At 64.8% G+C, this 16,462-nt stretch carries 12 protein-coding genes; 2 read left to right on the top strand and 10 right to left on the bottom strand.

Annotated elements, in window-relative coordinates:
• Positions 1–1,691, bottom strand: a 1,691-nt coding sequence (locus HR9077_RS10560; protein WP_136066964.1) for a type VI secretion system Vgr family protein, incomplete at its 3' end; no start/stop codon positions are given.
• 126 nt (positions 1,692–1,817) lie between these two features.
• On the opposite strand from HR9077_RS10560, the gene HR9077_RS10555 reads away from it, so the two are divergent.
• A complete protein-coding gene (locus tag HR9077_RS10555; RefSeq protein ID WP_136066963.1) occupies positions 1,818–2,087 on the top strand; it encodes a PAAR domain-containing protein in 270 nt (89 codons plus the stop codon).
• On the opposite strand, the gene HR9077_RS10550 is transcribed toward HR9077_RS10555, so the two are convergent.
• The 9 genes from HR9077_RS10550 to tssJ all read right to left on the bottom strand — a co-directional run bounded on the left by HR9077_RS10550 (position 2,078) and on the right by tssJ (position 15,662).
• Positions 2,078–3,238 (bottom strand): hypothetical protein, encoded by a 1,161-nt coding sequence (locus HR9077_RS10550; RefSeq protein WP_136066962.1) that lies wholly within the window; start codon positions 3,236–3,238, stop codon positions 2,078–2,080. The genes HR9077_RS10555 and HR9077_RS10550 overlap by 10 nt on opposite strands.
• A gap of 2 nt (positions 3,239–3,240) precedes the next feature.
• Entirely contained in the window at positions 3,241–4,356 is a 1,116-nt protein-coding gene (gene tssA / locus HR9077_RS10545) for a type VI secretion system protein TssA (RefSeq protein ID WP_136066961.1), read from the bottom strand.
• 222 nt (positions 4,357–4,578) lie between these two features.
• Complete coding sequence (locus tag HR9077_RS10540; protein ID WP_136066960.1) at positions 4,579–5,109, bottom strand: Hcp family type VI secretion system effector; 531 nt, start codon at positions 5,107–5,109, stop codon at positions 4,579–4,581.
• Positions 5,110–5,494: 385 nt separating this feature from the next.
• Complete coding sequence (gene tssM, locus HR9077_RS10535) at positions 5,495–7,987, bottom strand: type VI secretion system membrane subunit TssM (RefSeq protein ID WP_136066959.1); 2,493 nt, start codon at positions 7,985–7,987, stop codon at positions 5,495–5,497.
• 19 nt (positions 7,988–8,006) lie between these two features.
• On the bottom strand, positions 8,007–8,936 hold the full coding sequence (tagF, locus tag HR9077_RS10530) for a type VI secretion system-associated protein TagF (RefSeq protein ID WP_136066958.1): 930 nt from the start codon (positions 8,934–8,936) through the stop codon (positions 8,007–8,009).
• A gap of 16 nt (positions 8,937–8,952) precedes the next feature.
• The gene (locus HR9077_RS10525; protein ID WP_136066957.1) at positions 8,953–12,948 is read right to left on the bottom strand and encodes a type VI secretion protein IcmF/TssM N-terminal domain-containing protein; all 3,996 of its coding nucleotides are present in this window, start codon (positions 12,946–12,948) and stop codon (positions 8,953–8,955) included.
• A gap of 15 nt (positions 12,949–12,963) precedes the next feature.
• Complete coding sequence (gene icmH / locus HR9077_RS10520) at positions 12,964–13,677, bottom strand: type IVB secretion system protein IcmH/DotU (protein WP_136066956.1); 714 nt, start codon at positions 13,675–13,677, stop codon at positions 12,964–12,966.
• Positions 13,674–15,023, bottom strand: coding sequence for a type VI secretion system baseplate subunit TssK (gene tssK, locus HR9077_RS10515; RefSeq protein ID WP_136066955.1), 1,350 nt, complete (start codon positions 15,021–15,023; stop codon positions 13,674–13,676). Before tssK ends, icmH begins: the two co-directional genes overlap by 4 nt.
• A 93-nt stretch (positions 15,024–15,116) precedes the next feature.
• Positions 15,117–15,662, bottom strand: a complete 546-nt coding sequence (tssJ, locus tag HR9077_RS10510; protein WP_136066954.1) for a type VI secretion system lipoprotein TssJ — start codon at positions 15,660–15,662, stop codon at positions 15,117–15,119.
• Positions 15,663–15,848: 186 nt separating this feature from the next.
• Between tssJ and HR9077_RS10505 the strand changes: the two genes are divergently transcribed.
• Complete coding sequence (locus HR9077_RS10505; RefSeq protein WP_136066953.1) at positions 15,849–16,340, top strand: copper resistance protein NlpE N-terminal domain-containing protein; 492 nt, start codon at positions 15,849–15,851, stop codon at positions 16,338–16,340.
• Positions 16,341–16,462 lie beyond the last annotated feature (122 nt).

Genomic DNA, 16,462 nt, shown 5'->3' with positions numbered 1-16,462 from the left:
GCTTCGGAGTTGAGACGCACCCGCTCCTGGTCGGTGGCGTCGTCGAAGACGAGTTCGTTGTACTTGCTGCCGCGATAGGTCTTGCTCTTGAACCCGGAGAGCAGGCCGTGGCTGTGCCAGTCGGGGGTCTGCTCGCCGTTGTAGACCCGGCCGGTGATCAGCGGGCGGTCGGCGTCACCCTCGAGGAAGTCGACGAGGACTTCCTGACCGATACGCGGCACGAACACGCCGCCCCAGCCGGCGCCGGCGTTGGGCTGGGAGACCCGCAGCCAGACGCTGGAATTCTCGTCGCTCTGCCCCTGACGGTCCCAGTGGAACTGGACGCGGACGCGGTTGAGGTGATCGGTGTGGATCTCCTCATTGGCAGGGCCGACCACGGTGGCGGTCTGGGGCCCGCCGATCACCGGACGCTGATGGACCAGCGGGTGGCGATAGGGCTGGCTGCGACGCTGGGCCTCGAGATCGACCAGAAAGTGGCCGGTGCCGCCGGTGGCATAGTCCTTGAGACGGCCCGCAAGGCGTTCACCGGTGGGATCGGCCGTTTCTGCCTCGAGACCGTGCGCCTTCTTGGCGGCGTCGAGCCGGGGCTGCAGGCTGCCGGGTAGCGCCTGGAGCTGGGCCGAGACCGGCAGCGCGTTCTCGGCGTGGACGGTGACGCCCAGCAGCAGGAACTGGCGTTCTTCTTCGCCACCGGTGTCGTGCAGCGGGTGCTGGCTGAGTTCGAACCAGCGCCCGGCCTGGAGCTGGCGGGCGCCGCCGCTGCCGCGAAAGCGCTTGGCCAGGGACTCGTGGGCCTCGAGGCGGTTCTCGGTGAGGCGCTCGCCGCGCTCGAAGCCGTGGTAGTAGTACTCGCCGGCGTAGTCGTAGACCTCGGTTTCCGGCAGGTTGCCCTGGTCGCTGAGCGTATCCAGCCCGGTGTGCTTGGTGAGCGAGGGCTGCTTGTAGTCGAAGGTGCCGACGCTGACCCGGGTGGGTTGCTGGGTGCGCACGCCGCCCCAGCGGGTCAGCGCATCCTCGCGCTCGGTGGCGTCCTGGCGGTGGAAGCGGATCGCCTGGGGCGAGACCGGCTGGCAGGTGTCGACGTCGTCGGTGAAGACGATGCGGTGGCCGTCGAAGTCATCGTCTTCACCGGCAAACTCGGCGTACCACCAGAGACCCTCTTCCTCGCAGAGGCGGCTGATGAAGTTCAGGTCGCTCTCGCGATACTGCACGCAGTAGCTGCGCGCGGGGTAGTCGCGACGCAGGTCGAAGCGGTAGCGGCCCCTGGCCAGTTCATGACCGTCGAACACGGCGGTGAGCACATCGACCACCGAGCGGTCCTGGAAGATCCGGCTGTCGCGGCCCAGTTCGAGCATCTTGAGCCACGGCACCAGGGTGAGCTGGTAGTAGGTGACCCCGCCATCCTCGCCCAGCAGCGCCGCCTCGGAGACCAGCCCGTGCAGGCGACGGTAGCGGCCGTCGGCCTGCAGGATCGCCAGCCGGGCCGGCTGGGCCAGCAGCGTCTTGAGCTCGAGATCGTTCTGCTGCGAGATGCAGTCCAGGGTGTAGGTGAACGGCGCGCTGACGCGCTCCTCGCCCACCAGCCGGTGGGGCACCAGCCGCGCCCCGGCGATCTCGAGGGTCAGCAGACGCTGCGACTGCGACAGGTCGATGCCGGTGTCGAATCCATTGTCGAAAACTGTTTCTGCCATATCGCCTCGCTGCCATCGCTCATCGCACGCTTGTACCGTCGCGGTGTCGATGGCTAAATTAACGCTCGCTACTGAGCCCGCTTGACCGGGCTTGTTCCATCACTTCTTGCCAGGAAGCCCGGATCGATGAAAGGCATCGTTGTACTCGGTGACGCCACCAGCCACGGCGGCAAGGTCATCACCGCGCAGAGCAGCTACCTGATCGACGGCAAACCCGTCGCCTGCGTGGGTGACAAGGTCACCTGTCCGAAGGATGGCCACGGCAGTACCACCCCCATCGTCGAAGGCCACCCGACCATGAAGATCAACGGCAAGCCGGTTGCGCTGCATGGCCATAAGACAGCCTGCGGAGCCACCTTGATTTCGTCCCACAACGGCGACAGCGGTCACGAGTGATCGCCCGGCTGCGCGGCCTCGGCCGCGCAGGAACGCAGCGCCCATACCCTCGAGCGCGTCTCGGCTTCCAGCCCCAGAACCAGCGCGCTTTCCGTCGAGGCTAACGGTGCAATCGCCAGCGCCATCATCAGCGCCGTCAGCGCCTCCCCCGGCCAACCACAGAACTGATCGACGCCGATACCCTCCTCGATCATATCGATCTCCGGCCAGCGCTCGACCAGCGCACTGCCGACTTCCACCGCCCTGCCGGGCAATCCCATGGCATCGATGACGATGCCTGACGGCACGCTGCTCTCGATCCCCTGCGGGGAAGTGGAAGGCGGCGGCCAGGCATCCGCCAACAATTCGAGCATTGCCTGGCGCCTGGCATGATCCCGACGGCTCGAACGAGCCTGGTGTTCGACGACAATCCCCTTGTCGATGCGCCAGCCATCGTCGAAGGCCAGGTCTTCCGGCAGCAGGCGTTGCACCAACAGCGCGGCGACCGCTTCACCGGGATACAGGCCTGCGCCCCGGGAGGAACGCCCCAACACACCACGATGGTCCAAGGCGCCGACATCCTCTTCATTGAGCAGCGAGTCGGCACTGATCCACAGCACGTGTGGCATCCCGCTGCCGTCCCCGACCGCCAGCGTGGAGTGTGGGTCGTCGCCATGGACGGTGTGCCGAATCTCGCCCAGCACCGAGGCGTACTGCGTTTCGACGATGGCGGCGCGCAGCTGCTCGGCGACGATGCCGACCGCCTCAGGCGACTTGAGCGGTGCCGTCAACACGACATCGAACCCGGTGTCTTCGGGCAGCGCCTCGAGCATCATCAGCGCCTCCACCACGATGGCCTGCACCAGCGTGTGCAGGCGTGGCGCCTTGGCCTCGAACCGCCCCAGACGCGGCTCGCTGACGGGCATCACATCGCCGATCTGGTGCACCAGCAGCGGAAAGCCATCCGGGTCACAAAGCGTGGAAGAGAGCCCTGGCGCCTGCTCGTCCGGCATCACGCCCGCGCTGACGAAGCCCGATGCGGTCAGCGCCACAGCGTCGACCAGGCGTAACCGATCCGGGTCATAGTCATTGCGGGCCGCGGCGGTTTCCTCGACCGGCGCGGCAACGGATTGGCGCTGATGAAGGAGATCGAAAATCGAGGCACGAGACATGGTCAGTAATCGTCATCCCTGGACTGCGTACCCAGGGTGTCGCGAATGTTGTCGATCACGCCGTGGTCCTTGATCACGTCCTTGAGCCACTCTTCCAGCGGCATGCGTCCCCATTTCACGGCACGCTCGATCAGATACGGCACCGGGCTGTGAGGTTCGCGCTCCTTGAAGTAGCGAGCGACGCCGTTGAGCATCTCGAAGGCTTCGTCACGACTGTTCGGCTTGGTGCGCAGCTCGCCGGCGGGCTGGGCCGAAGGCGGCATGTCGAAACGGGGTTCGACCCGGGCCTGGGCTTCGGTAGGCGCCGGGGCGGCGGCTTCTTGCGCTTCCGAGGTCGCGATGCCGGCACCGCGCTCACGCAACAGTCTTTCAGTGAGGTCGCGGCATTGGACCAACACCTTCTCGAGCGAGGCAAAACTCGGGGCCTCCCGGCCGAACCGTCGGTCGCCGACTTCTTCCAGTTGCGCCAGCGCCACCAGGGAAGCGGCAATGCTGGCATGGCGCTCCTGGAGGAACGCAGTGCTGCTCAGCACCACCGAACGCTGGAAGATCTCGTCGTTGATCTTGCCCTCGGCCAGGGCATGCTCCATGGCATCGGGATCGCTGCGGGCCTGGTTCTCGACCTGGCGGGATTCGTCATAGTCCGCCAGGCCATACGCCTCGCCATCGACCAGCGGCAGGCTCCTCACCACGTCGATCAAGGCGTTGCCCAGCCAGCTCAGACGCGCCGCACGCTCTTCGAGATCCTCTTCGTCGAACTCGGGGTACAGCGACGACCAGTACTCGTCGAGCAACCGCGCCGTAAATGTCAGACCGAAGCGGATACCGTCGAAGCCATGTCGATGCGCGAGCCCCTCGCAAAGCCAGCCCGCCAGTTGCAGATCCTTGCTCTGCTCGGCCAGCGCCTTGCCGGACAGGTTGACGACCTGCCCCCAGTCGGACTGCTTGAGCTCGGCCTGCCACTCCCCCTGGGGCAGATAGGTGGGGTCGGCCCGGCGTGCTTCCTTGATCTCGTCGAACAGCAATGAGAAGGCCAGATCTTCGCCACCAGCGCCATGGCTACCGCCTTCGATGGGCTCGAGAAGCGCATCGATAGAGAGTTCGCCGAGTTGATCCATGTCTTCGACCTCATGCTCATTCCGGGCCACGGCGGACTTCGGCGTTGTCCGGCCAGCGGCGGCATTGATTCACGCAGAGAAGGCAATATCACTCGGCGAGCGACATGACCTGCCTGGGTCAACCAACGCTCATGTACGCCAAACGAGGGACGACACGTCCACCGGCCGCAGCGGTGGCCGGTGGACGTGTCGTTGAACCGCTCGCGAGAACGGCGACGCGACTTAGGCGTAAACCTTGTTGCGCGTGCGGTCCCAGCCGCCCGCGACGTTGCCGCCACCCTGGCCATCGGAACGCTTCTGCTGGGTGTAGGTGATCTTGATCCGCGCGTAGTTGAACTTGACGGTCTCGTACGGTAGATCGTGGCTATCTTCGTTTTCGCTCTGCTCGAAGCCGGTGGCCGTGGAGGTGCCTTCCATCTCGGTGGACGACACGATCACTTCTTCCAGCTTGATTTCCAGGTAGCGCACCTTGTCACCACCGGCGCGGTTGACATGCAGTACCACTTCCTTGATGTGCTGGCCCTTGCAGCAGGATTCGAACAACTTGGCGGAAGCCTTGTCGACGAATTTCTGGATGCGGAATTCGCTCAGGTTGACGCGCTCGGCAGAGGCGCCGCCTGAGGAGCTTGCGGTGGCCGACGTCGCCTGGCTGGCACCGAAGTCGAAGCTTTTCAGCTCGATCCAGTCCGGGTGCTTGTCATCGAGGCTCTCGCCGGGAATACCGTCGATCTTGAGATATGCATCGAATGCCATTTTACTTGATTCTCCTGGTTTCTAGCTGGAAAAAGCCGCCTTCGCGAATCGGTGCCAGGGTGGCATCAACCCGCAATTCGTGACTCAACGTCACCCTTCGCTCGCCGCTCATGGCAGCGAAAATGAATCGAAATAGCCATTTAACAAAATGATTTCATTGGCCATTGAGAACATGCCCATGGGGAATGACAATCGAAACCCATCCGGGTTGACTCCGCAAGCCTGCCGGCAAATTTCCGAAATCACTGACATCAACCATGGCAAATCTCCTACAAGGAATTACCTATTTCTCCTAAAGCCTGCTCCGGGAAAAATCCATCCAGAAGCGTCGAGAGTACTCCACCGCCCACGCAGTGCCTGGCTGCCCCGGCGTACGCCCCGTGACTCATTGTTGCTTCCTGACCTCGATCTCGACCCGGCGATTCGGCGCCAGACACTCGATCAGCCGCGCCCTGGGCTGACTGCGGTCGCAGGACACCAGCGGCCGCTCGCTGCCCACGCCCTTGGCCTCTATCAGCCCGGCGGGCACCCCCTTGCCGACCAGATACTGGCGAACGGTCATGGCGCGCTGCAGCGACAGTTGCCGGTTGTGCGCTTCATTGCCGATGGGGTCGGCATGCCCGGTGATCAGGATCTGCCCGAGATCCTGGGTGTTGAGCAAGCGCTCGGCTAGCTCGTCCAGCGTCTCCTGCCCCGCCTTCTGCAAGCCCGCGTAGTCGCCACGCCCGAAGGCGAACAGGGTGTCCGATTCCAGCACGATGGTTTCGGTGCTGGTCAGGGTCTGCTCGAGCAGGCCATCGATGTAGTTGCGACTGCTCGATATCAGGAAGGCGTTGGATGCGATGCGCGGTACGTCCGGCTCGCTTATCTGCCGGCTGTAGAAGTCGATCTGGCGACCGGCGTAGTCATAGTCCGCCTGTCGTTCGTCGATCCGGGTCGCGGTGCGGCGCTGGATGGCGGGATACCAGAACGCGGGCAGCCGGGCACGCAGTTCGCCCGAGTCGATCTCCCCGCGCGGGAAATCGGACAGCATCAGATAGGTATCGAGGGTCGTGCGGCCGAACTTGGCCAACGACTCGGCGCTGTTGTCCTTGGGACGGGCATAGGGCGCCACGGTTTCGGGGCCGTCGACCGGATGCAACTCTTCGCTGCTGCGCCGATAGACGCCGATCGTGGTCAGCGCGAACAGCGACCGGGTGAGGTTGCGCTCGACCGGATCGAGCATCACGGGCTGGAGCCATGAGAAGTAGCGTTCGCGGACCACCGGCTCGATCGCCTCGCCCTGATAGAGGCCCCAGCCCATCGACCAGGGCACGCCAGCGCCGTGCCGCCGCTGGTAGTAATGGCTGCCCCACTCGCGCAGCGTATCCAGACTCGCCCACCGGGCATATTGCCCGGTGCTTTCGACGTCCTGGGCGTGGGCCTCGTTCAGTGCCTGGGAAAACGTCGCTATCTCGCCGTGATTGCGCACCGCCGAGGTGATCCAGAGCGCGCACATCGCCATGCCTGCCACGCCGGCCACCAGGGTCCAGCGCAGCTTGCGCCGCCGCCCGCGGCTATCGCCCGCATAGAGCCCGGCCAGGTGCTGATCGGCGACGATGACCTGACGGAACAGGTTGGCGATGAAGAAGGGATGATTGACGCGTTCCGCCACCAGGGATTCGGGCCTGGCCAGGGCGAAGTGACGGCCGACGCGATTGGCGTGCTCCCCTTCGATGACGTCACCTTCCTGGAGCGCGCTGACGAAATAGAAGCCACGCAGCAGCGGCGCACTCTGATAGGGATTGGCGTTGGTCAGCGCCTCGACGAAGTGCCTCAATGAGCCACGCATCGCCGCCAGTTCCAGGGGAAAGCGGAATGCCGCGGCATCGCGCCGGGGGTCGGCGATGTCGCCATGCACGATCTCGTCGTCGCCGACCGCCAGCCAGTGACGGCAGATAGCGTCCAGGGCGGCGTCGAACCGCTGCCCCCAGTCGACGTCATCGGGCTGCTGGTGCGGGAAGGTGTGGCCAAGCACATCGCTGCGATGCTGGGGATCGAGACGCTCGAAAAAGGTCGTGAAACCTTCGATCAGGTCGCACTTGGTGAAGACCAGATAGATCGGTAGACGCGCCTCGAGATGATCGCGTGCCTCCTGGATACGCTCGCGCAGCCGACGCGCCAGATTGCCGCGCTCACTGTCGCTGGCCTGGACTACATCGCTGATGTTGACCGCGACGATCAGGCCATTGAGCGGGCAGCGCCGACGATGCTGCTTGAGAAGCGAGAGAAAGCCTTTCCATTTGCCGGCTTCCTCCTCGCTGCTCATGTAGCGCCCGGCGGTATCCAGCAGGATGGCGTCCGAACTGAAGAACCAGTCGCAATGGCGCGTTCCGCCCATGCCGGCCACCCGCGCGTTCTCGCGCTCGGCGAAGGGAAAGTTGAGGCCGGACTGGTACACCATGGTGCTCTTGCCCGCCGCGGGCTGGCCCACGATCATGTACCACGGCAAGGCATAGAGCGCATCGCGCCCACGCCTGCCCTCCCCGTCACCGCTGTGCTTGAGCCGCTCGATCGTCTTCAGCAGGCGTTCGCGCAAGAGACCGATCTCCTCGCGGTCCTGCGGGCTCGCCTCGAGCACGGCGGCATCGGCGTCCTCGATCAACAGGTGCTCAAGATTGCGCTTCTGTCCCACGCCGCGATAGAGCAGCAGCACGTAGAACGCCGAGACCAGCAGGAACAGCACCATGCCGGCCAGCAGACTGGCCAGCGACGAGAAGCCGAGTGCCACGCCGCCCCACCAGACCAGGAAGATGGCCGCAAAGAAGAGAAGCCCCAGCACATAGGGCTGGTACTTGAAGAAAAGGTACTTCAGGTAGGCGAATCTGAAACGTTTCATCGGTACGACCTGCTCGAATTCATTCAATCAATGGCGCGCCGCCGCGCGGAAAACGGACCATGAAATCGGCCAGACTCAACCGCACATCCGGCAGCGGCAAGGTGCCCGGATGCGGCTCGTCAGCGGCGAACGGCGACAGCACGTCGATACACAGCCGTCGGTCGTCGGGATCGGACAGCACCTCGAAGAACTGCTCGGCGCTCTGCCAGACCGGCATCAGCAGCAGTCGCGGCCGCATGAAGTCGTCGATCAACAGGCTCATGACCGGCGTGCCGCCGGCGCAGGCGCTGCCCAGCCACCGCTGCCAGAGATCCGCCACCGGCCTTTTCAACCCGCGCTCCGCCGGCAGCGGCAGCATCACCGCTTGAGTACTTCCCGCATTCCAGCGCTCCAGGGCGTAGTACAGCCGATGCAGGCAGGCCCCGCTGACGAACTCCGGCCAGCCCGACTCAAGGGCCTTGGCGACGTCCTGGTAGCTGTAGTCCTGCAGGAAACGCGCATGGATCCGCTGATACAGCGCGAGATCCTGCTCGTTCAGGACGCGCAGCTCGCCGAGGGCCGCGACCGGATCGATGGGCGATGCCCCGTACACCGCGTCGGTGAGAATCTCCCGCGCCTGACCGGCGAAGATCTCTCCCAGTGTGTTGATGCAGGGCAATACCGCCGGTCGACCTGCCGCCTTGAGCATCTGGAAGATGAAGAACGGGTAACGCCGCCCCGAGGCGTCCTCCGAGCTGATCATCGCGCCCATCACGTCGCTGCCGTCGCGGGCGTGATAATTGAAGAAGCAGACCGGCAGGGCGTCGAAACGGCACTTCCAGTCCTCGTGATCGAGGAACCTGAGCAATGCGCTCTGCAACCACTGGTCGAGCTCCTGAATCACCGCGCCGGCGGCATTCACCCCCACGAAATCCGCCTCGGCGGGAATCTTGCCAAAGCAGCCGATCATGCCGACTCCCCGCTCGTCATCTGCCCACCTCGGGTATCCGAAGCGACTTGATGCGCTGCAGATCGGATACTTTCACGCCACCGAAGTTGCGCACGTCGAAACTCACCGTGCCCATCCAGGTATGCCAGCTGAAACGCTGCCGCGCGCTGTCGATCGGCGCGATATGCGCGCTTTCGATCATGCGCAGGAATCCCCAGCGGTTCGGATAGTCGAAGACCGTGTGACGCTGGCCGTCGCGGTTGATGATGTCCATCCGCGCGCCGAACGACTCGCCATCCCCCGGCCACGTCATGCGCTCCCAGGATTGGGTGTTGTTGCGATAGTGCAGGCGCTGACCGTCGATGGTCAGGATGATGTCGGTCAGCCCGGCGGTCGGATTCATCTGCACCTCGAAGCCGTTGTGCAGATCCGACAGACTGTCGATCACACGGCCCAGCGCCGTGGCGTCATCGATGCTGGCAAGCAGCCGAGGGTCGACCATGGGCGAGCGCTGGCCGCTACTCGACCCGGCCAGGTCACCGATCTCTTCGCGACGGAACGACGAGAGCACGCCCTGGTCCGGATCGATGAAGTGTTCCAGATCTCGCACCGAGGCCTCGTTGACCGAGTCGCTGACCGGGTAACGCCCGGCGATCATCCGGTCCCACGGCGTAACGACCTTGTCGCCCCAGGCCACGTTGATCTGACGACGGGCCGGGCCATTGAGTGCCGTCCAGGTATCTTCCACCGGTACGCGGAACAGCGGCTCCAGCGCCTGCACCAACGGGGCGCGGGAAGTGTCCACGCGAGAGGCGACGAAATTGCGCAGCGCAGTGATCTCGGTCGGCCGCCCGGAGAGCGTGGCCATGATCAGCGCCTTGCTGCTGCGACCAACGTCCTGGGCGCTACGCACATTGTCCACGCGCACCTTCAGCTGGCGCAGATCGAGCAGATACTGGTTCAGGATCGAGTCGTCGCTGCCGGTGGCATCATCGGCGGAGAGCATCCGGGCCACCGGACGGAAGTGACGCGTCAAGGCACCGTCGTTGATACGCGGCAGGGACGCCGGATCGACCGAGGGGGCGCCGTCCTGGCCGGGGTCGAACACGCTCATGACGCGCCCCCAGAAACTCTGATCCTGGGCCTTGCCGTCGGCGCCATCGCCACCGTCCCTCGCCTGGGGATCGTCCCACCCGGTATTCGCCTCGACCGCTTCCAGGACCCGCCGCAGCGGCGAACCCTGCAGGTCACTGAGCTCGGCGAGACGTTGGCTGGCCTGGTCGAGGGTGTCGAAATTGGCGACATGGGTGTTGTCGAGGAAACGCACCCAGGCGATGGCGTAATCACGCTTGTAGCGCGCCATCAACTGGCTGACGAAGCGTGCCTTGGACTGCACGGCATCGTCCGCGTCCTCGTCGTCCAGCACCCAGTCGGACTCGCGCTGCAGATCGCCGGACACGGTCTCGATGATCGCCGGGCGCAGGTACTCGTCCCACACCTGGCGGGTATAGAACGCCGGCACCGCGCGACTGGCGTAGAGCAGTCGCCCGGGCATCTCGGGCGCCATCCTCGACAGCGTCAACGGATCAAAGCGCTCCTCGACCTCGAGCTGGTAGCGCAGGTACTCCCGGTCGACCAGGCTGCTGTCGATCAAAAAGGCGTTGAGCCTCTCGCGACTCTCGGCGACCAGGGTTTCGTCGCGGGGCAGCTCCGGCGCGCGACCCTGCTGCAGGAAGTGCACATAGAGCGCGGCGTTTTTCATGATGCTGTCGCCCGGGATCGACAGACCCTGGCGTTCGGCATGCTCCGACCACAGCCGCGGCAGGGCCGAGGCGACGAAATCGCCCTGGTCCCGGTGCGCGGCGGGATCGGTGAGGATCAAATACAGCTTGAGCGAGGAGTAACTCTCGATCAGTCGTTCGACATCCGCCTGGCTAAGCCGGGTCAGCATCTCCTCGGACAGGGATGGTCCCTGCTCGCCGGAAAGCAGCGATGTCGAGGCGCCCTCATCGTCACCGTCACCGAGCTCGCTCCCCAGACGGCGCGTGCGATCGCGCAAGCCCTCCTCGAGGGACGTTTCGGCATTGCTGCGCGCGGAATACCAGGCATCACGGGCACTGTCGGTGGTGCGCGAACTCAGCTCGCTGCGCGCGCGGCCGCTCAACTCCGAGGCGCTGGTGGGCACGCTGCCGAGTGTCGGTCGCGAGGTCGAGCGTTCCTGCATGCGATCCAGCGCATCGTGCCCGATCGCCTCGCCACGCTCGGCGGCCGCCGTCCGGGCATCGGCGTCGCGCGCCGGGGCATCGTCAACCGCCGTATCGCCCCGCCCGACGGTATCGATGCCCTCGGCCCGCTCGGAAAAGTCTTCCAACGAATGCAACTGCCGCGCCAGGCGACGCTGCAACGGCTCCAGCACATCGCGGCGCATCAGCGTCGCCCAGGCCTGCTCGAGCGGCCCGTGCAGCGCAGCGCCCCGATACAGCCCGAGGTCGAGTTCCAGCGGCACGCCCGCGTCGCGGTGGCGTTCGATCGCCGACAACTGTTCCTCGAGGTCGTCGAGCAGCTCGCGGCGCGCCCTGGCATCGAGACGACCGCCAGTATCCGTCGCGACCCCGTCGACCTCGGCCTCGATCCGCTCGAGCCATTGCTTGTTGTTGTGGGCCGACCAGCTCTGGGCGGCGATCGCGGCCAACCCGAGCACACCGACGGTGCCGATCATGAACCCCGGCAGGGAACGGCGCTCGCCCTGCTGCGAGTAATAGCGTCCGAGGTTGCGGTCGGGGAATATCACCTCGCGGAAGGTGTCGGTGATGAAGTAGCTTTTCTCCCCGCTCGTGCCAGCGGATGTTGCATGGGCGGGCTCGGCGGCGAGCGCGAACTCGGCACGGGTTCGCTCGTCGAGCAGCGCCGGCAGCGAGGGACCGCCCTGCAACGCGCTGGTAAAATAGCAACCACGCAGGATGGGCCCCTGGCCGGCGTTGCGGTGCGTGTCGAACTGCTCGAGGAAGTCGCTCAGCACGCCGAACAGCTCGGCGAAATAGTCGGGGAAGCGCAACAGTTCGCTGTCGGCGTCGCCACCCTCTTCAACTACCCGCCGGTCGACGCGCTCGCGAAGCGCCGTCACCAGCCCCGGAAAGCGCTTCTGAAAGGCATGGATCACGCCCTGTTTGTGCAATTCGTCGAGCGAGAAGGTCAACCCCCAGGGACGCTGGCGCTCGCTGGCATCCAGCGTCTCGAAGGCGCGGGTGAATCCGGGCAGCAGGTCGGTCTTGCTGAAAAACAGATAGACCGGCGGGTTGACGCCCAGGCAGCGACGATACTCGGCGACCCGCGACACCAGCCGCTCGGCCAGCGCATGGGCCTCCTGGCGCGACTGCTCGAGCAGCTCCGGAAGACTGACCAGCAGCACCAGCCCGTTGATGGCGGGCTTGCGGCGCTGCTTGCGCAGGGTCTTGAGGAAGTCGGCGAACTCGCTGGCTGGGCGGTCCTCGACCAGATAGCGTCCGGCGGTATCGATCATCACCGCCTCCCGACTGAAGTACCAGTCGCAATGCTGGGTGCCGCTGACGGCGGAGAGGTTGCCACCGCCGGCCATGGTCGCCGACAGCGAGGAGCGGGTCAGCAGCGACGTCTTGCCCGACGCCGCCATTCCGATGACCAGATACCAGGGCAGCTCGTAGAGCGAGGCCTTGCCGCCATCGACGGAACGCGCCGCCCGCTGCATCGCCATGGCGTGCTTGAGGCGCTCGCTCAGGACCTGATAGTCGCCGGGTTCCGACTCGGCGGCCTCGCGGTGCATCTCGAGCTCGACCAGGTTCTCGATGGTGCGCTCGGCGCGGATGCGATGGTACTGGCGCATCACCACCACCAGCAGCCACAGCGCGGTGACCAGCGCCATGGCAATGAAGATCGGCTCGCGCTCGGCGACCAGCAGCGGCATGACCAGCACGCAGAGCGCGAGCCCCGCCAGCCACAGCACGATTGAAAGCGGCCAGAACCCTTTCAGCAAGCGCAGGAATCGAAGAAAACGCATCGTGTCGCTCACTCGTCAGGGGATGGGGGTGAACAGTTGGCGGATCTGCTCTATCAGCGCCTCGGTTTCGCTGCCCAGCCACCAGCTCAAGCCGGCGTAGACGATCAGGCAGACCCCCACGATCATCAGCAGGTAGACCCACAGCGGGATCTCGTAACGCAACAGCTGACCGACCTGGTCGGGCAGTTTCCAGCCATCGCCGTCAGTGGCCGAGCGCTTGCGGTAGCGGGCAATGTCGTGGCCCAGGGTGTTGGCGATATAGCGCAGCTGATCGCGGTTCTCCAGGCTGTACTTGCCCTCGAAGCCCAGCGCCAGGCACAGGTGGTAGACCTCGAGCACGTCGAGGTTGCCGCGCACGTCGCCGCGCAGGCTGTCGAGGCGGTCGTAGAACCCCTCACCGGCCAGGTGAACGCCAAAGTAGCGGTACTGGAATGGGTGCAGTTCGATATGCTCCCGGATGTTGCCCCGCCCGCCCTTCAACACGCTTTCGTCGAGGAAGGCACACAGCGCGTACTGCACATCCTTGACCGCCTCGGCACCGTAGTTCTCCGCCCGCGCCTGCTCCTCGAAGTCGCGCAGCCACTGGTCGACACGCTCCAGGAAGCGCTCGACACTCTCGGCCTGCTGGCCACGGCGCACCATAAGCACCATGGCGACGAAGTCGCGCGATAGCGTCTTGAGCGTGCGCGGTCCGGTGGCCTCGGAAGGTTGGGCAAGGGTTTCGGTCATTTCATCACCGCCATCAATTCAATGCTGAGGCTCTTGAAGCCGCTGGGGACGTAGAAGGCAATGGCCTGCGCCTCCATCATCCGTTCGTACACGGCACCGCGCGGTTCGAGAGCAAAGTAGTGGTTGTCGAGACGCACCGGGATTGCGCTGGGCAGGCGCGAAGCATGTGTCAGCGTGCCGCCGGGCATGGCGGTGTTGACCACCACCTCGATATCCTCCGGCGACCCCACCTTGAAGGCGCGCGGCACCAGTTCGAGAACGCGTGCCCCGGGCATGTCGGCATGCACGCTGATGTAGAAGTCGGCGTCCTTGAGGCGCGTATCGTTGAGACGTCCCACGTAGTAGGAGGGGCGCGTCTGCTCGAGCGGAATCGGAACGTACTGGTTGGGCACCACGATCTCGAGCAGCTCGCGCACGACCGTTTCCAGGGCAAGCAACGACACCGCCGGCTCGCGATGGTCGTATTCGGGAATGTCCGCGAGCCGATGCGACATCGAGAACGTCATCAGGCTGGCGGCGAGCTCGGCAAGGAACCGATGGAGCGCTTCGGGATGCAACTGCGGGTGGGCCAGCAGATGGGCCAGCTGCGGATAAGCACGGTTGATGGTGTAGAGCAGCCAGAACAGCGTGACGTCGCTGGAGCCGAATTCCGCGACCTGGTCGGCGCGTTCGCGGCGGCGTCCGGAAAGCGCCTCGCTGCGGGCCTGCAGCATGCCGATCAGCCGACTGGCGATATCGTGAGGCAACGAAACGGCATCGATATGCAGCGCCGGCGGCATGAAACGGGCGGTCTCGAGACTGAAGCCGCCCGCGGCGCTGCGCTTGAGCAGCGCGATCGGACAGTGGGTGAAGCCGTCGAGACTATCGCCTTCCATCAGCAGCGTGGCATTGAGTTCGAGGGTGCCCAGCTCGTTTTCGAGCGTCCCCTCGTTGAGGTCGGGCCGGGTCTCGAATCGCTGCACGTAGCGGCGGCCGCCATGGCGCGGTGCATCCGACTCGAGATAGCTCGGCGACCAGGGCTCGAGCGTGCGCAGCGCGGCGTGGATCTTCACCTCGCCATTGCGCGCCACCAGCTCGTCGAGACTGCGCGCCGGCGGTAGCGGATCGTGTTGTGGCGCGTCCATCAAGGTGCCGTCGGGAAACACCAGCTTGAGCCGGGTCAGGCGCAGCATGCCCTGTTCGAGCGCCCCCTCGTCGAACGCGATCTGCTGCACCCCCCACTGAAACGGATGCTGGGACTGGCGCGCCTCGACCAGCTGGCGCTGGTGGAACTCGTCCTGGTACTGGAAGTGCTGGGGCAGGAGGAACATCCCCTCCGACCACATGATGCGATTGTGTCTACTCACGTCCGGTCCCGATTCTGTGAATGTCAATGACGCTCCGCGGTCGCTCGCGCCCGCGACCCACTGAGCAATGCGATCTCACTGGCCCTGACGCCATCACTCGGCCAGCAGGTCCTCGCCCCGCACGACTTCGATACGGTCGTCGACCAGATGCAGCTGCACTCCGTCCGAGGCGCTTAGCCAGCCGTCGTTTCTCAGCGCCTCGGCGTCAAGGAGCACCTGCCAGTCGGCGCTGACGGTGTTGCGAAAGAAGGCAGCGACGCCGACGAACTGCGCGCTCGGAGCCAGCGCGGCGATATCGACCTTGCGCTCGCCCGGCAATAGTGTCAGCTCGCGCCGCGACAGCAGGCTGTCGCCCAGCACGCTGCCGCCGTCGCGCCACAGTTGACGCGGCGAGGCGGTCGCGAACGGCGGCTTCTCGGTGAGCTGATAGATCCTGATCACCACCGAGAGCGGCTCTCCGTCGGCGTCCGGATTGAGCGATTCATCGCTGTCGATGGTGACGCGCACACGCTCCGGGTTGGCAAAGAGATCGCCGGCCCAGGTGTCGTCGATACGATCGCCCACCCGATCGGCCACGCCACAGCCGCAGAGCGCCAAAGTCAAAAGAAAAATTCCCAGATTGCGCACGAAGATCGTCATCGCCGAACTCTTTTCGTCATTTGTCTGGCACATTTCGACCCAGTCGCGAAGCAAGTACGCGAATACCGACCGTCGAACCGTGATGCCCAGGATTGTTTCATGCAGGGCACACCCTAACCGATTTAAACGCTATAATCGCGCCGAATTTAACATTCGCTTACGTCCACCAAAAGCTTGGGGTTATACATGAAAGCACGATCCCTTAAAACGCTTCCCCTCCTCGGCTGCCTGCTCTTGACGGCCTGCGCGGGCGGCCCCGACACCCGGGTCGACTACGTCAAGACCCGCGAGAGATTCCAGGGAGTAGTGCCCTGCGTCGACTGCCGCGGCATCGACACCGACCTGGTCATCCAGCGCAACGCCGTCACCGGCAGCCCCGAAGGGTTCTACCTGCACGAGGTGAAAATCGACGCGCCCGGCGGCGAGCGCGTCAGCACGAGCTGGGGAAACTGGTCCAGGCATCAAGACGTTAGTGATCCCAGTCGGCGACTCTATGTGCTCCAGCCCGAACTCGGCAGCCCGCGTGTCTACGCCCCGCTCGAGAGCGGAAGCCTGCAGCCACTCGACGCCCGAGGGAACCCGATGGTCGATGACGCGGGCAAAACGGTGACGCTGAGCCCCCTGACGCCCGATCTTTCGCCGCGCGGCGAAACCGGTAAAGCGGGGCGGCACGATTAAGCGACAAGTTGCCACGAAGTGCAATTGGTGATTTGCCATGAAATTTGTAAGAGATATCTTACAAAGGCTATGGCAAATCTCTGTACGAGAAAGCCGTCGGAATCTGGTAAAGTCTCGTTACG

This window comes from Modicisalibacter radicis (genome assembly GCF_900961225.1).
In the GTDB taxonomy this organism is placed as follows: Bacteria; Pseudomonadota; Gammaproteobacteria; order Pseudomonadales; family Halomonadaceae; genus Modicisalibacter.
This window is presented reverse-complemented; position numbering and strand designations above follow the sequence as displayed.